Here is a 20,981-nt window from a genome sequence, read left to right on the forward strand (position 1 = left end):
TTCAAATTCATTAATTCAATTGGCTTTATTCACTATAGCGTGAATTGTTCGCCAAGGTATACATCTCTTACATGTTGATTTGCAAGAATTTGCTTTGAATTACCTTCAGCGATAAGCTCGCCATGACTAACAATGTAGGCATGTTCACAAACGTCGAGTGTTTCTCGCACATTGTGATCTGTGATCAAAATACCTATGCCACGATCTTTTAAGTGTAGGATAATTTTTTTTATATCACCTACCGAAATTGGGTCAACACCGGCAAAGGGTTCATCCAGTAGTATAAATTTAGGATCTGCGGCTAATGCCCGTGCTATTTCAACTCGTCGGCGCTCACCGCCAGATAAACTCATGCCTAAGTTATCTTTTATATGGCCTATGTTGAACTCTTCTAATAAATGTTCAAGTTTTTCTTGTCGGTCAACATCATTAAGTGATTTACGTGTTTGTAAAATAGCCATAATGTTGTCATGAACAGATAACTTACGAAAAATAGACGCTTCTTGTGGTAAATAACCGATACCTTTTCTCGCGCGCTCGTGCATCGGCAGTAAGGTTATATCTTCATCATTTAAGACAATTGCACCACTGTCGTTCTTTACCAAGCCAACAATCATATAAAAAGAGGTGGTTTTACCTGCGCCATTTGGCCCTAATAAGCCAACAATTTGTCCAGCTGAGACGTGCATACTAACGTTTTTAACAACTTTTCTGCCTTTATAAGACTTGGCAAGGCCGGTTGCTGATAATGTAGAAGTTGACATTTACTCTTGCTTATCCTTTGATTTTATAGGCAATTCAATTTTTTTCTTTGGCTGTAAGACAGTTTCAACTTTAGCGTTTTCTAGGCTTTCGGCATTGACATATTCTGTGGCAAAATTGTAGGTGATTTTACTGCCACTCACTTTACTGCCTTCTTGGCTAAGGAGGGCATTGCCTGAAATAACGACGTTATTCATACTCGGTTCATAACGAATTTCATTGGCTTGCAAATTGATTGGACTACCATCTTGAAGCGTTTGTTCAAAGGTCGCCGGTGAGCCTTTGGCAATATAAATTTTGTTGTCACTTTTTTCTTGGGTAATAACCTGGACTAACTCGGCATGTATGGTTAGTGTGCCTTGAGTAATAATGACATTATCAATATAACTGAATATTTTATTTTTGAGATCGGCCGCTTGGCGTGAAGAAGATATTTTAATCTCTTGTTCTACGTCAAATTTTTCTGCACTTGCCACAGGCACTAATAATGCTAAAGTAGTGAAGTAATATAAGTTATTTTTTAATTTTTTTATAAATAGTTTGTACATGTTCGGTCAATGTCATCTGTGTTGTGTTTAAGTCTACAATTAATCCTGAGCCATACATAGTAAATCCTTTACCTAATATTAAGATAGTTTGCTCTGAGCTGATAATATTAGTTTTTAAGTCCATTTCTAAATTTTTACCATGCACTTCCTGTATCAAACTTTCTTGATCAGTGGCGATTAAACGTACGCGGTTTGCTAATTTTACGCGATTGTTATTATATAAGGTGCCTTCATTGGCGGTTATTTGCCAAGTAGGTTTGTTGTTCCTTGGATATAAGGTATAGCGTGGATATTCAAAGTGTGTGACCCCTAATTCAGCATAATGTTCCATGCGTTTTGCTTCTACATTATAAGATAATGCCCCCGTGGTTTTATAAACATCACTGTTAAGGTTTTCAGCAATAAATTCAGGGTTATTAGCGGTATCGAGGATGTTGCTGGTTTCTTCCTTCGCGCCATACCATTCAAGTAAGCCATAAGTGGTTAAGGCCAATAGAAATAAGCTTAGACTGACAAGGTATATGCGATTCATACGCTAGCACCCGTAGCATCAGCTAGGGTATTTTGGCTTTGCATAATAAGATCGCAAGTTTCGCGCACGGCACCGAACCCACCTCGGGTATAGGTGATGTAGTCACAAGATTTCAAAATGGCGGGGTGGGCGTCATTAACCGCAATACTAAAACCAACATAATTAAGGCAGTCAAAATCTGGCATATCGTCGCCGATATAAGCCACTTGTTCAGGTATTAACTTTAATGTGGCGAGCATAGTTTTTAAAGCGGGTAGCTTATTTTCTTCACCTTGCACTATGTGCTTAACATTTAATGCGCTCATACGTGTTTGCACGATGGATGAAGTTCTGCCCGTAATCACGGCTACATCAACGCCACTTGCACCTAAGGCTTTAACGCCATAACCATCTTTAGTATGAAAGGCTTTTAATTCCTCACCATTATTACCTAAATAAATACGACCATCTGAAAAAACGCCGTCTATATCGCAAACCAAGAGTTTGATTTTTTGCGCTTTTTGCCAAATACTTGGCGCTACTTTTCCGTATAAGCTGTTCAACTTTAGAGCACTCCAGATTTTAATAAGTCATGCATGTTCATAGCGCCAATGGGTTGGTTATTATCGTTAACAATAATTAAACCGTTAATTTTTTTATCTTCCATGATCTTTAATGCCTCAGCCGCCAGCATATCCTGCTTAGCCACTAAAGGATTTTTTGTCATTACGCTAGTAATACTGTCTTGGTGAATATTAATTTCTTCATCTAAAATACGGCGTAAATCACCATCAGTAAACAGGCCTATTAAGCTATTGTTTGCGTCAACAACAGCGGTCATACCCAAGCCTTTTAGTGACATTTCAACTAAGGCATCTTTTATTTTAGCTACTTGGCTTACTCTTGGTAGGCGTTCGTCTTTGTGCATGATATCGGCCAAGCGTAATAATAGTCTTTTACCTAAGCTACCACCGGGGTGAGATAAGGCAAAATCATCTGCAGTAAAGCCGCGCGCATTCAATAAAGCCACCGCTAGGGCATCGCCCATTACCAAGGTTGCTGTGGTGCTAGAGGTCGGTGCCAAGCCTAATGGGCAAGCTTCTTGTGCTACTTTTACACAAACATGGCTATCGGCAAGTTTAGCCAGCGTAGAGTCAGGATTACCCGTCATGGCGATGAGTTTTGTGCCAATACGCTTTAAGACCGGAATAATCGCCAAGACTTCGCCAGTTTCACCCGAATTAGAAATGGTCAGTACCACATCATCAACAGTCACCATACCTAGATCGCCATGGCTTGCCTCACCTGGGTGAACAAAAAATGCCGGTGTGCCGGTACTTGCTAAGGTTGCGGCAATTTTGCCTCCAATATGCCCTGACTTTCCCATACCGATCACGATAACGCGGCCTCGACAATTAAACATTAACTCACAAGCTTGAGCAAAGTCGTCGTCAATAAATTGCGACAATTGTGCAATAGCTTGCTGCTCAATGTTAATGACATTTAGTGCTAATTGTTTAAAGTTTTTCATTGCTATAAACCACTTGTTACCTGTTAATTTGACTAAAAAGTAGTACTTGATAACCAATAAATACGGCTAATAATAGTAACCCTTTCGCCCGCGTGATGCGAAATTTTCCACCTCGACTAAAACAAAGTATAAATAATAAGAAGGTTGTTGCCAGCATAAATGGTGCGTCACGCACCGCGGCGGCATGATCGATATCGCCCGGCGCAATTAAGCCAGCTAGCGATAAAACCGCAAGTATATTAAAGATATTCGAGCCAATAATATTACCAAGCGCTAAATCATCTTCTTTTTTAATGATACTCATAATACTGGCCGCTAACTCAGGTAGGCTAGTGCCAATAGCAATGACCGTTAAGCCGATGACTAAATCACTAATACCAAAAGCTTTGGCTATAAATATCGATGAGTCAACTAAAAAACTAGCACTGAGTGGCAGTAATATCATACCGACCACTAACCAAATTACCGAGTGTTTGGTACTGACCCCATCAGGCACTTCTTGTTCTGCTTCTAACACCATTTTATCGTCGATAGGGTTTTGTTTTGATCGCCTTAACGTGACAATAAGCAAGGTAGCGATATAAAGTACAAAACCGATAATCAGTATTAAGCCTTCATTAAAACTAAAGTTGCTGTTGGCTAGCATATATGTCGCGATAGCCGTAACAACTAAAATAAGCGGGATTTCACGTTTAATGGTCGTTGAGGAAACCGATAAAGGATGAAACAGTGCCGTTAAGCCTAACACTAAGGCAATGTTGGTAATATTTGAGCCAATGGCATTGCCAACGGCAGTATCTACATTACCCTGTAAAGAAGCGGTGACCGCTATCATGATTTCAGGTGCTGAAGAGCCCATAGCAACAATAGTTAAGCCAATTATCATGGGAGAAATACCCAGATTTCGTGCTAATGCTGAGGCACCAAATACAAACTTGTCTGCACTCCACACTAAAGTAATTAGTGAAAGTAATAAGATCAAAATTTGGATGAACATTCAAAGCTCCTGTTTGGCTAAGATAAATAAATAGTGTTTGTGCTAATTGATGAAAGACAAAGAGGAATTATAAACCACTGATGGTAACCGATGACACTCAATTAATACTCATTTTGCTAACATTACGTGAGCGAAAAGCATTATAAACTTTTTCTGATATTATTGGCACGTGGATTGACAATAAAATAACTAAGCTAAAAAAAAGGCTTATTCATTACGCTAACTTTACACTTGCGTTACACTTATATACTTTTGGTTACTCTTTTCGCACCAAATAGTTGTGAATTTGTGATGACTGAGGTGTTGTGCTGCGGTAGAATTCTACTACATAAAACAATAATTAACAGTGATGTTATTCCAAGCGATATGTCTGAAATTTTAGTTGATATCAAAAACATGACCTTTAAGCGTAACGAGCGTGTTATTTATGATGGCATTAGTTTGTCTATTCCTAAAGGTAAAGTTACCGCGATAATGGGCCCAAGTGGTATTGGTAAAACAACGTTATTGCGCTTAATTGGTGGTCAAATTAAACCAGAGTCTGGGCAAATCCTTTTCGATGGTCACGACATTCCAAAATTGTCTCGTAGTGCGTTATATGAAATACGTAAACGTATGAGTATGCTATTTCAAAGCGGTGCCTTGTTTACTGACATGAGTGTTTACGACAATATTGCCTTTCCTATACGCGAGCATACTCAGTTATCAGAAGACATCATTGAAAAAATGGTGCTAATGAAATTAGAGGCGGTGGGTTTGCGTGGTGCAAGAAATTTACGTCCAAGCGAGCTCTCTGGTGGTATGGCGCGTCGAGCAGCATTAGCTCGCTCAATTGCGCTTGACCCTGAACTTATTCTTTACGATGAGCCCTTTGCTGGCCAAGACCCTATTTCTATGGGCGTGATTGTCCGGCTCATTCATCAACTAGGTGATGCATTGGGATTAACCTCTGTGGTGGTTTCTCATGATGTCCCAGAAGCGATGAGTATTGCAGATTATATTTATATTATTGCTGAGCAAAAAATTATTGGCCAAGGCACGCCGGAAGAAATCTACGCGCACACCTCACCTTTAGTGCAGCAGTTTGTTAAAGGTGAAGCTGATGGCCCTGTGCCATTTCATTATCCTGCGGCGTCATACAGTGAAGAGTTAATTGGTCGAGGTGTTGAGAAGTGAATCAGCTGCAAATATTGGGTCATAGCATTATCGAACAAATCTCAGGCTTAGGTAGAGCTTTGTTGATGCTAGCATCAGCACTCTTTCATATTCCGAACCCACGCAAAGGTTTTCCTTTGTTGTTGAGCCAATTGTACTCTGTTGGCGTATTATCTTTAGTTATCATCGTTGTTTCGGGTTTGTTTATCGGTATGGTGTTGGCTTTACAGGGCTATACTATTCTGGTTGATTTTGGCGCTGAAGCCAGCTTAGGACCCATGGTAGCCTTATCGTTATTACGTGAGTTAGGTCCAGTGGTTGCCGCCTTACTTTTTGCTGGTCGAGCTGGGTCTGCACTGACTGCTGAAATAGGTTTGATGAAAGCAACAGAGCAACTTTCTAGTCTTGAAATGATGGCAGTAGATCCTTTGCGTCGTGTTATTGCCCCACGCTTTTGGGCTGGCTTTATCAGTTTGCCACTGTTAGCTGCTATATTTTCTGCGGTGGGTATTCTAGGTGCTCATCTAGTTGGTGTTGATTGGTTAGGTGTTGACAGCGGTACGTTTTGGTCGGTAATGCAGTCACAAGTGTCATTCGAAAAAGACATTTTAAATGGCATTATTAAAAGCTTAGTCTTTGCTTTTGTGGTGACTTGGATCGCAGTTTATAAAGGTTATGCTTGCGAGCCAACCTCTGAAGGTATTAGCCGAGCAACAACGTCAACCGTAGTGCAATCGTCACTATTAGTTTTAGGATTAGATTTTGTATTAACCGCGTTAATGTTTACAAGTTAATCTTTGTAAAAAACTTATAGCGGTTATTTAGTTAAATATTATTTGAATTTGGTGGAAGACATGGTGTCGAAAAAAATAGAATTATTGGTCGGACTATTTGCTGCAATTGGTATTGCTGCATTGTTAATGCTAGCACTAAAAGTAGCTGACAGCGGTATTACAGGCACTGGCAACACATATCAGTTATATGCCAAATTTGACAATATTGGCGGCTTGAAAGTTCGCTCGCCAATCAAAGTGGGGGGTGTTGTCATCGGCCGTGTCAGTGCAATTTCGTTAGACAGTGCAGATTATACGCCTTTAGTGACTTTGGAGATTTTTACTGAGTATAATAACTTCTCAGAAGCGACTTCAGTGTCAATATTAACGGCGGGTTTATTAGGTGAACAATACATAGGTTTGTTACCTGGCTTTATTCACAGCTCGGTTGAAATTTTAAAACCAGGTGATTATATTGAAGATACCAAGCCTGCATTGATATTAGAAGAACTGATTGGTCAGTTTTTATTTAGCCAAGGCAGTGGTGATTAATAATGATAAATAATGCAATGAAAAAATGCTTTTTTTGTTTAGCACTGCTAGGTTTGTCGATACCGGCTAGCGCGACAGGAGATGTTGATAAAAAAGACCCTTATCAAATGATTAAAACGGTTGCCGAGATCACTTTTAAGCGCTTTGCCAATGAACAAGTGGCGATACGTGCAGAGCCTAATTTATTGAAAACGATCGTTCGTGAAGAATTAATGCCGTACATAAATTATCAATATGCCGCCTATAAAGTCATTGGTAGTAACTTTAAGAAAACCAATCAGGCTGACCGAGCTGAGTTTGTACCGGCATTTCGTGAGTATCTTATCACAGCTTATGCGCAGGTTTTTACCTTGTATGATAACCAAAAGGTCGAATTTGCACCGGCAGAAAATTTTGCTGAACATCGCGTAGTGTCTGTTGATACTAGTGTAATGGAGCCAGGCCGTGGTCCCATTAATATTTCCTTTCGTGTGCGCAAGCATAAAAAAACCGGCGACTGGAAAGCTTATGATATGGTAGCAGAAGGTGTTAGCTTACTTGACAGCAAACAAGCAGAGTTAAGTGGTTTGATCCGTCAAAAAGGGCTAGCTTATGTCACTGAAATGCTGAAAGAAAAAAGTGCAAAAAGTATTGTTTTTAAATCATAAAATTTAATTTTTGCCAAGCATACAGACAAAGTAGCATATGATAAGGTTGTTAGCAGATTAAAATGATAGAAGTCCAACAAGCAGAGCAAAAAGCGATTTTTAGTGGTGCGTTAACCCGTGCTACAATAACGCCTGCATTTGATAAAAAGTATCGTAAATTAGTCAATAATAAACGAATTATTATTGACTTAGCTAAGGTGAGTCAAGTTGACACCGCAGGGTTAGCATGGATTTTATTATTAATTGAACTGGCGACTAGCAAAGCTTGTCATATCAGTTTGATTAATTTACCTGAAGATTTATTAAAGCTGGCAACGTTAAGTGCAGTTGATACGTTATTGCCGATAGAAACCCCTTAATCTACACGCTATTTGGAGCAAAAAGTGGAAGTAAAAGAGATAGAAAAATTAATTACCGATGCCGTTGAATTAGATGAGATTCATGTAGCATTTGATGGTTCACAATGTAAAGTAATTGCCATTGCTGACTTTTTAGGTGATTTAAGCCGAGTGAAAAAACAACAAACAATTTATGCCCCTTTAGCGAAAATTATCAACGAAGGTGTCATTCACGCGGTATCCATTAAAACCTTCACAACGTCTGACTGGCGTCGTGAAAAAATGTTTAACCTACCCCTTTAATTCATACCGACATAAAAGAATATACTCTTGGACGCATTTAAAATTATTGGTGGGCAACCACTACATGGCGAAGTAACTATTTCAGGCGCAAAAAATGCGGCATTACCTATTCTAATGTCGGCATTGCTCTCAGAAACTCCGATTACTTTTTCCAATGTTCCTAAACTTAATGATATAGAAACGACGATTAAACTATTGTCACAATTAGGCGCTAAATGTCAGTGGCTTAGTGAGAGTAGTTTGATGATTGATACTAGTAGTATCGAGCATTGTCGCGCGTCATATGACTTAGTGAAGACCATGCGCGCTTCTATCTTGGTTTTAGGGCCTTTACTTGCCCGTTTTGGCCATGCTGAAGTGTCTTTACCTGGCGGTTGTGCCATTGGCGCACGACCTGTTAACTTGCATATTCATGGTTTAAAGTTAATGGGTGCAGATATAGCCGTTGAAAATGGTTATATCATTGCGCGCAATAGTGGTCGACTTAAAGGTGCTACTATCTTTATGGACACCGTCAGTGTTACCGGTACTGAAAATTTAATGATGGCTGCAGCTTTGGCTGATGGCATCACTATTATCGAGAATGCAGCGCGTGAGCCTGAAATTGTTGATCTAGCGCATTGTTTAAATGGCATGGGTGCTAAAGTTTCAGGCGCAGGCACTGACACCTTAAGGATTACCGGTGTTGCAAAGCTTCATGGTGCAGGTTATTCAGTTATGCCAGATCGAATAGAAACCGGGACATTTTTAGTTGCAGCAGCAGTCACTCAAGGTAAAGTAAAGTGTGTAAACACTGATCCTAAAGCTTTAGATGCGGTACTGGCTAAGTTAAGAGAAGCTGGTGCAGCTATCACCACAGGTGATGACTGGATAGAGCTGGAAATGACCTCAAGGCCAAAAGCGGTCAATATACGCACCGCACCTCATCCGGAATTTCCAACCGATATGCAAGCACAATTTGTTGCACTTAATGCTATAGCCGATGGCACAGCAACAACAACTGAAACGATTTTTGAAAATCGCTTCATGCATGTGCCTGAACTACAGCGTATGGGGGCAAATATAAGTCTTGAAGGCAATATAGCCATAAGTACCGGTGTGGAGCAGTTAAATGGTGCGCAAGTGATGGCGACTGATTTACGTGCCTCTGCGAGCTTAGTTATTGCGGGACTCGTTGCAGGCACTGAAACACAAGTAGATCGTATTTACCATATTGATCGTGGCTATCAAAAAATTGAAGATAAGCTGCAAGCGTTAGGCGCAAATATCACCCGTATTACGGTTAAATAAGGTTAATTAAGCGTTAGCGCGTGATAAAAATCCCAGCTACTTTGCTGGGATTTTTATTTGCTTGGTGCATTGCTGGCAGTATTTACTTTGGTACTTCAACAATAGTCACCGGTAATATTAATTGTTGATTATCGCGAGAGATCATAAAGCTCAACACAGTACCAGGCGGAGCCTCAGCAACAACGTCTAAGCCTTGTTTTGCATTTTGTAATCTAATATCATCTATTTGATAAACCACATCACCTGATTGTAATCCAGCTATCATAGCCGGACTTTCTGGCGTTACTGCACCAATAATAAAGCCCTTAAGATTAGTCACAGAATCGTTTGCCTCAACACCAAGCCAGCCACGTACCACGCGACCATGTTCAATAATTTTTAACATAATGGTACGTGCTAATTGATAAGGTACAGCAAAAAATATGCCCTGAATATTGAGATTAGGATTCGCTTGGGTAAATTTTCTTGAATTAATACCGACTAACTCACCATTAGAATTTATCAGAGCACCACCAGAATTGCCCTCGTTAATAGCGGCATCCATTTGTAAAAACTGTAAATAGCTGGTACTTAGACCACTTTGTCCGGTTGCGCTGACAATGCCTTGCGTGACAGTCTGTCCTAAATTTAGTGGATTACCTATGGCTAATACTACGTCACCGACTTGCGGTGTTAATGTGCTCATTTGAGGAATAACCGGCAAATTGTTCGCTTGTACTTTTAATACAGCAAGATCGGTCAAGACATCATAACCAATGAGTTCAGCATGAAGCTCTTGGCCTCGTTGTAAAACTACTACAGTTAAATCAGCACTTTGTACCACATGGTAGTTAGTTAAAATGTAACCTTGGCTGTGCATGATAACGCCACTACCTAAGCGGGTTACTTTTCGCGGCTGGCGGCCATAAGTTGGGTTTACTTGAATTTCTTCAGAGTAAATATTCACTACAGCAGGGCCAGCTAAACGCACCGCTTTTGCATAAGACAAAGGTGCTTGTATTTTCTCGGCGCTGGACAATAATTGCCAAGGAAGTATATTTTTTTCACGCAGCTCAGGTACTAGTATCAACAAAACCAAGGCAAACATGACGCCGTAGCTAGCTGAACGAATGAAAAACTTTAGGGCAGTGATAATTTTCAACAGGATTATTTTTATTAGTCTGATTTTTTATAGATTAACATAAAGCCTTCGCTGTTATAAAGTTTTTGTCGTAGATAATCGCTGAGCTGGCTTTGAGTATGGGCCAGAGATTAACCTGGTTTAAATAGCTGAAATACTGACTTTGTTGGCTAAATAGTTAAAGATATTTGGATCTGAGACATAACGTCATCGTGGATAAGCCGGCAATAAAATTTATTGCCGGCTGTCATCAATAGGCTTGTTATCGCTTGAAATCTTTCTCGCCTATTTGGAATTTTCAATGCTATAAATCTAAGCTAAGGTTAAATTCCATCGCTATTTTTAACGGATATTGGTTGAATTTATGGGTGTTTTAGTTATTCGCATCAAGTTGATGAAATTTATTAAACTTAATGATTGAGGTTAATTCATGACCATATTCTGCACCTTTTTCAGAATAACGGTCTAATTTTTTAACTAAAGCAAACGGGTCATCAGTTTTCATTTTTAATTTTCTAAACTCTTTAAATGCACCACCACGGGCAATGGTTCGATAATAGTCGCTAACAGAGGCTTTTATCGAGGGATATTCTTTGACCCAAATAGTTTTATCACCACGTTTTTTCAGGGCAGCAATTCTAGGTTCATCTTTATCAAACGACCAAACACCGAATATATTATAAGCTTCTCTAAAAAAACGAGATGTTGCCCAAGAACTTTCCATTGCCGCTTGTGCAATCGCAATACTTTTAGGGTGCGGTTTCAGTGCCATTAAAAGCTCTGCATCAGTTTTTGCTTTATATTCCACTTTCAGCTTGGCTATTTTATCGGTATCACTACCTGATTCTAGTGACGCTGAAACCTTATTATATCGGACCATAAGTTCAGCATAGACATCGTTTACTGCCGGAATAATGAGGTTTTTAAATCTGGCTTTTTTTTCTTGCACTGTCATTTTAGGCAGCGCTGTATCTTTTGATGAATAAAAATAAATAACGGCAGAGAATAAGAGTATGGCAATAAGTGCAGCAAATACTTTTGATTGCAAAGAAGTTAATTTCATATAAAGCCTTACTTGAAGGGTAAAAAAATCTTCAACTATAATAGCATATAATTTATATCTTCTGAAAAGTAGCTCACTTAGCTGAGCGTTTACCTTGTTTGACAATAAAATTTGTTTGTTTACCCATATAGGTATAGAAGCAAGTTTTATTATATTTTCAGTTTCAATACACAGCGCACTTATCTCTTTATAAGTTAAGCTGTTTAGAATAAGTTCTAGGTATATTGCTGGTAATCTTGTTTACACAGTCAAAGTAAAAGTGAGTCTTTAACGTGATATGTAGTTGGTAAAATAAGTCTTAATCATACCTAAGTTAAACCTTTAATCTATGATAGTGGGAGAAGAACTACCATAAAAAAAGCCTGTCGTGTGACAGGCTTGGTCTAGTGCTTAGGTTAGCTGTTAGGCTTTAATGCCGTGCCATTAGCAAATAATTATAGTTCTTAAGGTGAAAGTATTAGCGGATCATTAAGAACAATGAGGTGCTGTTACGCTGAACATTCAGTGCAAAAACGCCTTTATGATCGCTTAAGTAACTACGTAGCTCACCAATGTTATTAATGCGTTGGCGATTAATGCCATTAATAACATCACCTTTGCGTAAACCCACTGCTGCAGCAGGACTGTTTTCAGCAACTTCAGCAACACTGATACCATTACCTTTACTATTGTTTTCTAGCTCAGCGCCATCAAGCATGGGATGTAAACTCGCGGCTGCAATATTAGCCATGTCAGCTTTTTTCAAAGTAACGTCATATGTTTTTTCTTTACCGTCTTTTCTGATCACGGTAATTTTTACCGTTTGCCCAGCGCCAATTGAACCAATTTTACCTCTGAGTGCGTTAAAGGTTTTAATTATTTTACCGTTAACTTTAATAATGACATCACCGGCACGAATACCGGCTTCATCAGCGGCTGAATCTTTCATGACTTGTTCGACAAAACCGCCTTGATTAACCTCAAGTTCCATTGCTTTAGCAATTTCACTGGTAACACTGCGACCGGCAACACCTAAAACGCCGCGTCGTACTTCGCCAAACTCAATAATTTGATTAACCAAGTTTTGTACCATGTTACTTGGAATGGCAAAACCAATACCGACATTGCCACCGTTAGGACCTAAGATGGCGGTGTTGATACCAATAAGCTCACCACGTAAGTTGATCAAAGCACCGCCTGAATTACCACTATTAATCGCAGCATCGGTTTGAATGAAGTCTTCGTAGTTTTCAACGTTTAGGCCACTGCGACCTAAGGCGCTGACGATACCAGAGGTCACCGTCTGTCCCAAGCCAAATGGACTACCTATGGCAACCGCAAAATCACCTACACGTATGTCGTCAGAGTCTGCAATTTTTACTGCCACAAGGTCATCCGCTACTATCTGTAATAAAGCGATATCGCTGGCTTCATCACCACCAATTTTTTTAGCGTCAAGTTGACGACCATCTTTTAGCGTAATTTGAATTTCATCAGCATCGTTAATGACATGGCTATTAGTTACAATGTAACCTTTGTCAGCGTCCAGAATAACACCTGAGCCCAAACCCCGAAATTGTCGTTCTGTTTGTTGGTTTTGTCCTTGACCTTGGCGGGGGTTACCAAAGAAAAATTTGAAAGCTTCTGGCACACGCTGCTCAACTTCATGGGTGCCACGAACTGAAATGAGCACAACTCCCGGTGTTACTTGCTCTAACATAGGTGCAAGGCTAGGCATGTTTTGCCCATTAAACGATTGAGGTAATTTGGCTTGCGCGGGTAAACTTGCCATGGCAATCGTTGAGGAAAGTAAGACAATATTTACTAAAACTGATAAATTCTTCATGTAACAGAAAACTCCTAATTAAAGTATTAATAAGCAACAGGATTATTTAGTAAAATAAATCAGTTAAACAAACCTGTTGGGGTCACTCAATTAAAGACCTGCAATAAAAAGATTAGTTCCTAATTATTTGTTTCAGCATCTGTCACACTGTATTTTTTATCATTAAACAAGCCACTAGGTGCGCCGGAATAATCTAACGGAGGCTCTGATGTCGTTTCGTCATGTTTACGAGGTTTTTTGTCATGTCGTAGATTTACGGTTTGCGCTAATTGCTCTTGGGTTTCTTTAGAGAAAAAGGGCATATTTTCGATATTATCAGGAGTTACTTGTTGCAACAGTTGGGTGCTTTGCGCCATTTGAGCCATAGCAACTTGGCAGGTACTGTTCATTTGCTCAAGCAAATTGGCAGAGTTTGCAAGATGCTCAGTTACGTCAAGTTTATATCGTGCTAATTCTGCTTCACTTTGGCTAGCTTTAGTCGCCAGTTTTTGTGTTTCTTGTGCAGATGAAAACAGCATTCTGTTAGCAAAAAAACCAACAATTGCGCCAACAATAAATAGCCCGAGTCCTAAAACAACATTCATATTTCTTTACCTTCATTGTATTCATGGAAAAAATTAGAGAAAATAAGCTTCAATAAATTTAATATAACGTGCTTCACGCTACTTACCTAGTGAATATGTTTGTAAAAAAAAATATTTCAAGCCTAGCTTGCTTATACGTTATAAAAATAAAGTCAGTATTAATTAAATGGCAGTTAAATGATTAAATTATCTCCAATTGGAAAGTACACACAAGATTTAACCCGCGATGATTTTCTCTTTGACGCGGCTCAAGAAAATGCAGTTAAAAATTTACAACGTTTGTACGACGATTTAATGACTCAACCTTTGCCAGTAACCGGCTTTAAAAAGGTGCTGAATCGCTGGAAGCGCGTGGTAAAAAAATCCGAAATTAAGCCGATAAAGGGCATTTATTTTTGGGGAGGGGTTGGGCGCGGTAAAACCTATCTGGTTGATACCTTTTATGATGGCTTACCCTTTACTAATAAAATGCGTGTGCATTTTCACCGCTTTATGCATCGTGTGCATGAAGAGTTAAAATTGCTTCAAGGGCAATCTGACCCGCTAAAAATTATTGCTAAACGCTTTGCTGATGAAACCCGCATTATTTGCTTTGATGAGTTTTTTGTTTCAGACATTACCGATGCTATGATTTTAGGGACTCTATTTGAAGAATTATTTGCTCACAATGTCACGCTTGTGGCGACATCAAATATTATTCCAGATGACCTATATCGCAATGGCTTACAACGCGAACGTTTTATGCCGGCAATAAAGTTAATTAATCAATGTTGCGATATTATCAATGTTGATAGCGGTGTTGATTATCGTCTTCGCACTTTGGAGCAAGCAGAAATATTTCATTTTCCCTTGGATCAACAAGCCGATGACAATTTAAGGTATTACTTTCAAAGTTTGTCACTTGATGCGGGTCAACAAGACCAGGTTATTAAAATTAATAATCGCCCATTACCAACCGTTCAGGAATCAGATGGCGTGGTGCACTTTGAGTTTTCAACCTTGTGTGAGTCTGCGCGTAGTCAGAGCGATTATATGGAGCTAAGCCGTTTATATCATACGGTATTACTCGCTAATGTAATGCAAATGGGCGTCGATAATGATGACAGTACACGGCGATTTATTGCCTTAGTCGATGAATTTTACGAGCGTAATGTTAAATTAATTATCTCGGCAGAAGTCGCCTTAGAGTGTTTATATGTTGACGGTCGTTTAAGTTTTGAATTCAAGCGTTGTTTAAGTCGCCTGCAAGAAATGCAGTCACACAGTTATTTAGCAAGTGAGCATTTACCATAATTAATGTTTTTATTAGTAAAACATAATAAGTTATTTTTATATTAAAATGGAGTTTATAAAAAATGATTAACAAGAAGGTTGTTAGCTTTAGCGCCGTATTGATGTTGCTAGTGTCGTTAAGTGTCTTTGCTGGAGTAACTGACAATCCTTATAGGAAATCACATGAAATAACAAAAGCATATCTGCCAAAAGCTATTTTGACTATGTGGCAGAGTGAGCATTTGATATGGCGTGCTCAGTTATTTAATCGCGCGTGTGAGGAAAATACTCAAGCGGTAAATCACGCGATTAATGCCGGATTTAGTTTAGTGAATCAAGTCATTATTGATCAAGCGATAATAAATCATGAGCTAATTGATGAAAACGCTAAACTGATATTGCAAGATAGTAATAAGTTGTATTACCAAATTTTTAGTAGAGTATACGCCTATGCCTATATAGAACGACTGCGAATAATTCAGCAATATTACCCTGAAATTAGTGCAGATCTATGTGTGCATGCTAAGACAATTGCACAAGAGTATCCGTCTGACGATTTGCCTATAGTCCCTTGGCAACGAACTGATCAAAACGAGTTTAAAGCATGGCGAGCTGATTTATTTTCAATGCGTGTGATTAATCAGCATTTTGTTGCGGCCTTTATTAAACGCCAACAACCATTTGCTCACATCATAGATGCAGAAATTTATGCCATGATGCAACAAGATGAAAAGGCAATCAGTGCATTTTCTGCTCTTAGTAACAGCTATCAATATAACCATTTACTGATGGAAGAAATAACTCAGGCGTATAGCAAAATAAAAGGTAAAAAATTACCAGGTGAGCTTTGGCGAGCAGGTTATGCTCAAACCGCCAACTTATCGGCAACTCATGCTTACAAGTTAGCAACAATATCAGCATTATGGCAAATTAGAGCGCTTTATCCTAAGGTATATCAACGCATTAAAGCTCATGCTATTAGCTATGTAAAATTGCAGTTAAGTACATTGCAAGAGAGCAAGTCACAGTTGAATGAAGCGTTTAATCAGCACGAGTAGCACTTTTTGTTAATTTCGTTTGGCTTGTAAAGAAAGATCAATGATTAGGCGTGATCTTTTGCGTATTGTTCTGTATAATCCGGCTTCCCTACGTTACAAAGCCTGTTCTTTTTCCAGAGGACCGGCAACGGACTCGATGCTCGAAGGGGCAATGGCGTAGTCTTTAACGGATAACTTGAGGTTTTCTTAGGTTATTATTTAAGTAACATTTATATAATTGGGTTTTTTAATGAAAACTTTTGTAGCTAAACCAGAGAGCGTACAACGCGAATGGTTCTTAGTGGACGCCGAAAATAAAACTTTAGGCCGTATCGCTACTGAAATTGCAAGCCGTTTGCGCGGTAAGCATAAAGCAGAATTTACTCCTCATGTAGATACTGGCGATTACATCGTTGTTATCAATGCTGAGAAAGTAAAAGTAACTGGTAATAAAGCGAAGGGTAAAATTTACTACTCGCATACAGAATTTGTTGGTGGTCTTAAGCAAATTAGCTTTGAAAAGCTAATCGCAAAAGCTCCAGAGCGCGTTATTGAATTCGCAGTTAAGGGTATGTTACCTAAAGGTCCTTTAGGTCGTGAAATGTTCCGTAAGCTTAAAGTTTACGCGGGTACTGAACATAAACATACTGCACAACAACCACAACTTTTGGAGCTGTAAGTCATGGCTGATAATCAATATTACGGTACTGGTCGTCGCAAGAGCTCAACTGCTCGTGTGTTCATGAAAGCTGGTAACGGTGCAATCACAATTAACAAACGTGACATTTCTGTATACTTTGGCCGTGAAACGGCTCGTATGGTTGTTCGTCAACCATTAGATTTAGTTGAAATGTTAGAAAAGTTTGATTTTAACATCACAGTTACAGGTGGTGGTATTTCTGGTCAAGCTGGTGCAATTCGTCACGGTATTACTCGTGCATTAATGGAGTTCGATGAAACTTTACGTGGTGCTCTACGTAATGCTGGTTTCGTTACTCGTGATGCTCGTAAAGTTGAACGTAAGAAAGTTGGTCTACACAAGGCTCGTAAAAAGCCACAATTTTCAAAACGTTAATATTTACGTTATGTCATTTCAAAAACCGGCTTCTGCCGGTTTTTTTATGTCAAAAACACCAGCTATGTCAAGATTATATGGTCGTTATTAGCCATCTCGGCAATTGCTCCTGCATTACGCTAACGACTTATACCCCCTGTATGAGCATGCCTCCATGGTATTCGTGTACCCAAGCACGTCGATGTGAAAGTGTTGCGATAGCAAATTTTCTTGGTGTTATATATTACTTGTTCTGTACCAAAGCGATAAATTAACTGTTCTCTATGCCAATGCGTAACATAATAAGCTAATTCGATGTGAGCAAGCATATATACGAGCGATTACTCGACAATATACTCGTGTGTTGTTTTAACGGTTTACAGCCATGTAAGCCTCAATTAAGCACATATACAAGTGATTGCTAGATAATATGCTCCTGCGCTGTTTTAACGATTTACCGTCATATAGCCCCAAGCAAGCCTATTACTTGCAGGGAGGTAGGTACTTATGTGTAGTCTGGAGCCATGGCCATGAAGATCTGACTATGTAGCGCCATATCCTGATTGAATTTTACTCAATTGGCATAATGTATCTGTGTATTTTAATCAACCAATTAGCTTGAAGATATAAGGTCACTTTTAGCTTAGTATTCACCTCAAAAATATGGCGAAAATCCCCAGCTTACAAGTAAAACTTTAACCAACAGTGAGGAGTTTTTTCTTTTTAATCGACAGTTAAAGACTCAAAACTGACCGGTAATTTATGGCAACTTGCAAGGGAATAAAGCAATAAATACGAATAGTTTTTATTCATTGGGTGTGTGGCTATAATAATTGACTTTTATTTGCATAAACCTGTCTTGAAAAGGTTAATTGGCTTGTAAAAAACGGGGGTTTTCTTTATTATCAGAGCAATTTTTTTATCGTTGATTTAGTAGATCAACAATCTACACAATAACTAGGTAATCCTCTTAGTCATGTGTTGTTGTATTAGCTAGATAATAATTGGAGAGTTTGAATGAGCAATGCGCCTGTTAACAACGGTCGTCGACGCTTTTTGACTGCAGCTACTTCGGTAGTCGGTGGTATTGGTGTTGTCGGTGTGGCTGTGCCTTTCATTGGTTCTTGGAACCCTAGTGCTCGTGCGAAAGCCGCAGGTGCGCCGGTTGAAGTCAATGTAAGTAAAATAGAGCCTGGTCAATTAATTCGTGCTGAATGGCGCGGTAAGCCAGTGTACGTGGTGCGCAGAACAGAAGAAATTCTTTCTGGTTTAAGTGCCCATGATGACCAATTAAAAGATCCACAATCAGAAGTGCCGCAACAACCTGTCTATGCTACGAATGCATCTCGCTCGATTAAACCTGATTTATTGGTGGCATTGGGTGTATGTACGCATTTAGGTTGTGCACCAACTTACCGCAAAGGTGACTTTGATCAGGAAGTTGCTGGTGTTAAAGACGGCTTTTACTGTCCTTGTCATGGCTCTAAATTTGATATGGCTGGTCGTGTTTTCCAAAATGTTCCAGCACCGACTAACTTAATGGTGCCAGAACATTCATTCCCTACCGAAGACACCTTGTTAATTGGCGTGTCTGGAGGAGAAGCATAATGTCTTTTAAGCTAATGGATTGGATCGAACAGCGTCTACCTTTAATGGACGCAATGAACAAGCATGTTACACAATACCCAGCACCTAAAAATTTCAACTTTTTTTATGTATTTGGTATTTTAGCAGCTGTTGTTTTAGTCAACCAATTGTTAACAGGTGTGTGGTTAACAATGAACTACGAACCATCAGGTGAAGGTGCCTTTGCTTCTGTAGAGTATATAATGCGTGACGTCGATTACGGTTGGTTATTACGTTATATGCACTCAACCGGTGCATCAGCATTTTTTGTTGTCATTTATATGCATATGTTTCGTGGCATGATGTATGGCTCTTACCAAAAACCTCGTGAGTTATTGTGGCTGTTCGGCATGCTGATTTTCTTGGTATTAATGGCTGAAGCCTTCATGGGCTACTTACTACCTTGGGGTAATATGTCATATTGGGGAGCGCAAGTGATTATCTCCATTTTTGGTGCTATTCCGATTATTGGTGATGACTTAACGCTTTGGATACGTGGTGACTATGTTATCTCAGGAGCGACATTAAATCGTTTCTTTGCCTTACATGTTATTGCCTTGCCATTAGTGTTGGTAGTGTTAGTTTTCCTACATATTTTAGCGCTACATGAAGTGGGTTCAAACAACCCAGATGGCACTAATATTAAAAAGCCTAAAGGCAGTGTGGCGCCTGAAGAGTTAAGTAAATTTGCCTTCCATGAGCAGTACACTAAGAAGTACGATATTGTTGATGCTATACCTTTTCATCCCTATTACACAGTAAAAGATTTGGTCGCTATTGTGATCTTCTTGATTATATTTTGCGGGGTTATGTTCTTTGCGCCAGAAGGTGGTGGCTACTTTATAGAAGCTCCAAACTTTGAGCCGGCTAATGGCCTGAAAACGCCAGAGCATATAGCACCCGTATGGTACTTTGGTCCTTTCTACACCATTTTACGTATTATTCCGGATAAGCTTTTAGGCGCTGTGGGTATGTTTGGTGCGATTGTCGCCTTGTTCATGTTGCCTTGGTTTGACCGTGGTGTGGTTAAATCAATACGTTACCGTTGTACCGCGCATACAGTAAACCTTGTTCAATTCGCTATTTGTTTTATTATTTTAGGTGTTTTAGGTACTTTACCTGCATCGCCATTGAATAATATGATTGGTGTTGTGGCGAGTTTTGGTTACTTTGGCTTTTTTGTGGCTATCTGGATTTACAGTAAAAACGAAAAAACGAAGCCAGTTCCAGATAGGGTGACAGGAAAATGAAAAAATTTATTATAGCAGTTTTAGCTGTGCTACCTATGCTCGCTTTGGCGGCTGGACCCAGCATACCATTAGATTCGGCTAATAATGACTTGCGTGATAAAGCCTCGCTAAAACGTGGTTTTGAAGCTTTCATTAATAATTGTTTAGCTTGTCATCAGCTGCAATATCAGCGTTATAATCGCACTTTTGCTGACCTAGGTATTTCTGATGAAGATGGTTTAGCAAATTATATGTACACCGGTGAAAAAGTGGGTGATCATATAACCAATACTATGCCAGCTAAAGATGCGGCTAAGTGGTTTGGTGGCGCGCCACCAGATTTAACACTTGAAGCACGCTTTAGAAGCCCCGATTGGATTTACACTTACTTGCGATCTTTTTATGTTGATGAAAATCGTCCGTTTGGTGTTAACAATAAAGTTTTTAAAGATGTGGGTATGCCACATGTATTACAAAACCTTCAAGGTGTTAAAACAATAGATGAGCAAGGTAATCTTTCTGAGGCTACTGGTGGTTCAATGACAACAGAAGAATACGATAATTTTGTTCGTGATTTAACCAATTTCTTGGAATACACCGGTGAGCCAAATAAACTTGAGCGTGAAAGCTTAGGTTATTGGGTTATTGGTTTCCTTTTTATCTTGTTGTTCTTTGCCTATTTACTGAAGAAAGAATACTGGAGAGATGTACACTAATTACAAATTTTTTTGTGAAACAGTGTAAACTTTAGATATTATTGGGGG

Annotated in this window: 24 protein-coding genes; 14 read left to right on the top strand and 10 right to left on the bottom strand. The window is 39.3% G+C overall.

Annotated elements, in window-relative coordinates; all coding sequences use genetic code 11:
• Positions 1 to 32 precede the first annotated feature (32 nt).
• Genes lptB through H4J46_RS14140 form a run of 6 tightly spaced genes read right to left on the bottom strand, consistent with a single transcriptional unit; the run spans position 33 to position 4,349 of the window.
• Positions 33 to 764 carry an LPS export ABC transporter ATP-binding protein gene (lptB, locus tag H4J46_RS14115; RefSeq protein WP_182234102.1) on the bottom strand — a complete coding sequence of 244 codons (732 nt, stop codon included), beginning with the start codon at positions 762 to 764 and terminating at the stop codon, positions 33 to 35.
• Positions 765 to 1,310, bottom strand: coding sequence for a lipopolysaccharide transport periplasmic protein LptA (lptA, locus tag H4J46_RS14120; protein WP_182234103.1), 546 nt, complete (start codon positions 1,308 to 1,310; stop codon positions 765 to 767).
• A complete protein-coding gene (gene lptC / locus H4J46_RS14125; RefSeq protein WP_182234104.1) occupies positions 1,276 to 1,842 on the bottom strand; it encodes an LPS export ABC transporter periplasmic protein LptC in 567 nt (188 codons plus the stop codon). Before lptC ends, lptA begins: the two co-directional genes overlap by 35 nt.
• Positions 1,839 to 2,384 carry a 3-deoxy-manno-octulosonate-8-phosphatase KdsC gene (gene kdsC / locus H4J46_RS14130; RefSeq protein WP_182234105.1) on the bottom strand — a complete coding sequence of 182 codons (546 nt, stop codon included), beginning with the start codon at positions 2,382 to 2,384 and terminating at the stop codon, positions 1,839 to 1,841. The genes lptC and kdsC overlap by 4 nt, the downstream gene beginning before the upstream one ends.
• A gap of 2 nt (positions 2,385 to 2,386) precedes the next feature.
• Complete coding sequence (locus H4J46_RS14135) at positions 2,387 to 3,352, bottom strand: KpsF/GutQ family sugar-phosphate isomerase (RefSeq protein ID WP_182234106.1); 966 nt, start codon at positions 3,350 to 3,352, stop codon at positions 2,387 to 2,389.
• A gap of 16 nt (positions 3,353 to 3,368) precedes the next feature.
• Positions 3,369 to 4,349 (bottom strand): calcium/sodium antiporter, encoded by a 981-nt coding sequence (locus H4J46_RS14140; RefSeq protein WP_182234107.1) that lies wholly within the window; start codon positions 4,347 to 4,349, stop codon positions 3,369 to 3,371.
• A 366-nt stretch (positions 4,350 to 4,715) separates the two neighbouring features.
• On the opposite strand from H4J46_RS14140, the gene mlaF reads away from it, so the two are divergent.
• The 7 genes from mlaF (at position 4,716) to murA (ending at position 9,407) form a co-directional block, all read left to right on the top strand.
• Positions 4,716 to 5,525, top strand: coding sequence for a phospholipid ABC transporter ATP-binding protein MlaF (gene mlaF / locus H4J46_RS14145; protein ID WP_146879638.1), 810 nt, complete (start codon positions 4,716 to 4,718; stop codon positions 5,523 to 5,525).
• Positions 5,522 to 6,298, top strand: coding sequence for a lipid asymmetry maintenance ABC transporter permease subunit MlaE (mlaE, locus tag H4J46_RS14150; protein ID WP_182234108.1), 777 nt, complete (start codon positions 5,522 to 5,524; stop codon positions 6,296 to 6,298). Before mlaF ends, mlaE begins: the two co-directional genes overlap by 4 nt.
• A 60-nt stretch (positions 6,299 to 6,358) precedes the next feature.
• Positions 6,359 to 6,829 (top strand): outer membrane lipid asymmetry maintenance protein MlaD, encoded by a 471-nt coding sequence (gene mlaD / locus H4J46_RS14155; protein ID WP_182234109.1) that lies wholly within the window; start codon positions 6,359 to 6,361, stop codon positions 6,827 to 6,829.
• 2 nt (positions 6,830 to 6,831) lie between these two features.
• Entirely contained in the window at positions 6,832 to 7,476 is a 645-nt protein-coding gene (locus H4J46_RS14160; protein ID WP_220463038.1) for an ABC transporter substrate-binding protein, read from the top strand.
• 62 nt (positions 7,477 to 7,538) lie between these two features.
• Complete coding sequence (locus H4J46_RS14165) at positions 7,539 to 7,835, top strand: lipid asymmetry maintenance protein MlaB (protein ID WP_182234110.1); 297 nt, start codon at positions 7,539 to 7,541, stop codon at positions 7,833 to 7,835.
• A 24-nt stretch (positions 7,836 to 7,859) separates the two neighbouring features.
• Complete coding sequence (locus H4J46_RS14170) at positions 7,860 to 8,117, top strand: BolA family protein (RefSeq protein WP_182136679.1); 258 nt, start codon at positions 7,860 to 7,862, stop codon at positions 8,115 to 8,117.
• Between the two features lie 27 nt (positions 8,118 to 8,144).
• Positions 8,145 to 9,407: a UDP-N-acetylglucosamine 1-carboxyvinyltransferase gene (gene murA, locus H4J46_RS14175; protein WP_182234111.1), complete on the top strand. Its 1,263-nt coding sequence runs from the start codon at positions 8,145 to 8,147 to the stop codon at positions 9,405 to 9,407.
• Positions 9,408 to 9,489: 82 nt separating this feature from the next.
• Here the strand turns inward: murA and H4J46_RS14180 are convergent, their stop codons facing one another.
• The 4 genes from H4J46_RS14180 to H4J46_RS14195 form a co-directional block, all read right to left on the bottom strand.
• Entirely contained in the window at positions 9,490 to 10,548 is a 1,059-nt protein-coding gene (locus H4J46_RS14180) for a trypsin-like peptidase domain-containing protein (RefSeq protein WP_259365881.1), read from the bottom strand.
• A 352-nt stretch (positions 10,549 to 10,900) separates the two neighbouring features.
• Positions 10,901 to 11,590, bottom strand: a complete 690-nt coding sequence (locus H4J46_RS14185; RefSeq protein ID WP_182234112.1) for a glucosaminidase domain-containing protein — start codon at positions 11,588 to 11,590, stop codon at positions 10,901 to 10,903.
• A 457-nt stretch (positions 11,591 to 12,047) separates the two neighbouring features.
• Positions 12,048 to 13,415: a Do family serine endopeptidase gene (locus tag H4J46_RS14190; RefSeq protein WP_182234113.1), complete on the bottom strand. Its 1,368-nt coding sequence runs from the start codon at positions 13,413 to 13,415 to the stop codon at positions 12,048 to 12,050.
• A gap of 119 nt (positions 13,416 to 13,534) precedes the next feature.
• On the bottom strand, positions 13,535 to 13,999 hold the full coding sequence (locus H4J46_RS14195; protein ID WP_182234114.1) for a YhcB family protein: 465 nt from the start codon (positions 13,997 to 13,999) through the stop codon (positions 13,535 to 13,537).
• A gap of 177 nt (positions 14,000 to 14,176) precedes the next feature.
• Here H4J46_RS14195 and zapE point away from each other — a divergent pair, with 177 nt between their 5' ends.
• The 7 genes from zapE (at position 14,177) to H4J46_RS14230 (ending at position 20,933) form a co-directional block, all read left to right on the top strand.
• Positions 14,177 to 15,292 (top strand): cell division protein ZapE, encoded by a 1,116-nt coding sequence (gene zapE / locus H4J46_RS14200; RefSeq protein WP_182234115.1) that lies wholly within the window; start codon positions 14,177 to 14,179, stop codon positions 15,290 to 15,292.
• A 62-nt stretch (positions 15,293 to 15,354) separates the two neighbouring features.
• Positions 15,355 to 16,329, top strand: coding sequence for a hypothetical protein (locus H4J46_RS14205; protein ID WP_182234116.1), 975 nt, complete (start codon positions 15,355 to 15,357; stop codon positions 16,327 to 16,329).
• Between the two features lie 229 nt (positions 16,330 to 16,558).
• Complete coding sequence (gene rplM, locus H4J46_RS14210) at positions 16,559 to 16,987, top strand: 50S ribosomal protein L13 (RefSeq protein WP_182136671.1); 429 nt, start codon at positions 16,559 to 16,561, stop codon at positions 16,985 to 16,987.
• A 3-nt stretch (positions 16,988 to 16,990) separates the two neighbouring features.
• On the top strand, positions 16,991 to 17,383 hold the full coding sequence (gene rpsI / locus H4J46_RS14215) for a 30S ribosomal protein S9 (RefSeq protein ID WP_182136670.1): 393 nt from the start codon (positions 16,991 to 16,993) through the stop codon (positions 17,381 to 17,383).
• 996 nt (positions 17,384 to 18,379) lie between these two features.
• The gene (gene petA, locus H4J46_RS14220) at positions 18,380 to 18,970 is read left to right on the top strand and encodes a ubiquinol-cytochrome c reductase iron-sulfur subunit (protein WP_182234117.1); all 591 of its coding nucleotides are present in this window, start codon (positions 18,380 to 18,382) and stop codon (positions 18,968 to 18,970) included.
• Between the two features lie 14 nt (positions 18,971 to 18,984).
• Positions 18,985 to 20,238 (top strand): cytochrome bc complex cytochrome b subunit, encoded by a 1,254-nt coding sequence (locus H4J46_RS14225; protein WP_404851802.1) that lies wholly within the window; start codon positions 18,985 to 18,987, stop codon positions 20,236 to 20,238.
• Positions 20,235 to 20,933 carry a cytochrome c1 gene (locus tag H4J46_RS14230; protein WP_182234119.1) on the top strand — a complete coding sequence of 233 codons (699 nt, stop codon included), beginning with the start codon at positions 20,235 to 20,237 and terminating at the stop codon, positions 20,931 to 20,933. The genes H4J46_RS14225 and H4J46_RS14230 overlap by 4 nt, the downstream gene beginning before the upstream one ends.
• Positions 20,934 to 20,981: the final 48 nt, after the last annotated feature.

The organism is Colwellia sp. MB02u-6, assembly GCF_014077095.1.
GTDB lineage: Bacteria > Pseudomonadota > Gammaproteobacteria > Enterobacterales > Alteromonadaceae > Cognaticolwellia.

Excerpts from the sequence above, each read along its gene's own strand:
- mlaF (WP_146879638.1), top strand. The coding sequence starts at position 4,716 with ATGTCTGAAATTTTAGTTGATATCAAAAACATGACCTTTAAGCGTAAC.
- H4J46_RS14165 (WP_182234110.1), top strand. The coding sequence starts at position 7,539 with ATGATAGAAGTCCAACAAGCAGAGCAAAAAGCGATTTTTAGTGGTGCG.
- H4J46_RS14160 (WP_220463038.1), top strand. The coding sequence starts at position 6,832 with ATGATAAATAATGCAATGAAAAAATGCTTTTTTTGTTTAGCACTGCTA.
- mlaD (WP_182234109.1), top strand. The coding sequence starts at position 6,359 with ATGGTGTCGAAAAAAATAGAATTATTGGTCGGACTATTTGCTGCAATT.
- H4J46_RS14230 (WP_182234119.1), top strand. The coding sequence starts at position 20,235 with ATGAAAAAATTTATTATAGCAGTTTTAGCTGTGCTACCTATGCTCGCT.
- rplM (WP_182136671.1), top strand. The coding sequence starts at position 16,559 with ATGAAAACTTTTGTAGCTAAACCAGAGAGCGTACAACGCGAATGGTTC.
- lptA (WP_182234103.1), bottom strand. The coding sequence starts at position 1,310 with ATGTACAAACTATTTATAAAAAAATTAAAAAATAACTTATATTACTTC.
- rpsI (WP_182136670.1), top strand. The coding sequence starts at position 16,991 with ATGGCTGATAATCAATATTACGGTACTGGTCGTCGCAAGAGCTCAACT.
- zapE (WP_182234115.1), top strand. The coding sequence starts at position 14,177 with ATGATTAAATTATCTCCAATTGGAAAGTACACACAAGATTTAACCCGC.
- H4J46_RS14190 (WP_182234113.1), bottom strand. The coding sequence starts at position 13,415 with ATGAAGAATTTATCAGTTTTAGTAAATATTGTCTTACTTTCCTCAACG.
- H4J46_RS14140 (WP_182234107.1), bottom strand. The coding sequence starts at position 4,349 with ATGTTCATCCAAATTTTGATCTTATTACTTTCACTAATTACTTTAGTG.
- petA (WP_182234117.1), top strand. The coding sequence starts at position 18,380 with ATGAGCAATGCGCCTGTTAACAACGGTCGTCGACGCTTTTTGACTGCA.
- lptC (WP_182234104.1), bottom strand. The coding sequence starts at position 1,842 with ATGAATCGCATATACCTTGTCAGTCTAAGCTTATTTCTATTGGCCTTA.
- H4J46_RS14135 (WP_182234106.1), bottom strand. The coding sequence starts at position 3,352 with ATGAAAAACTTTAAACAATTAGCACTAAATGTCATTAACATTGAGCAG.
- lptB (WP_182234102.1), bottom strand. The coding sequence starts at position 764 with ATGTCAACTTCTACATTATCAGCAACCGGCCTTGCCAAGTCTTATAAA.
- H4J46_RS14185 (WP_182234112.1), bottom strand. The coding sequence starts at position 11,590 with ATGAAATTAACTTCTTTGCAATCAAAAGTATTTGCTGCACTTATTGCC.
- H4J46_RS14195 (WP_182234114.1), bottom strand. The coding sequence starts at position 13,999 with ATGAATGTTGTTTTAGGACTCGGGCTATTTATTGTTGGCGCAATTGTT.
- H4J46_RS14205 (WP_182234116.1), top strand. The coding sequence starts at position 15,355 with ATGATTAACAAGAAGGTTGTTAGCTTTAGCGCCGTATTGATGTTGCTA.
- H4J46_RS14225 (WP_404851802.1), top strand. The coding sequence starts at position 18,985 with ATGGATTGGATCGAACAGCGTCTACCTTTAATGGACGCAATGAACAAG.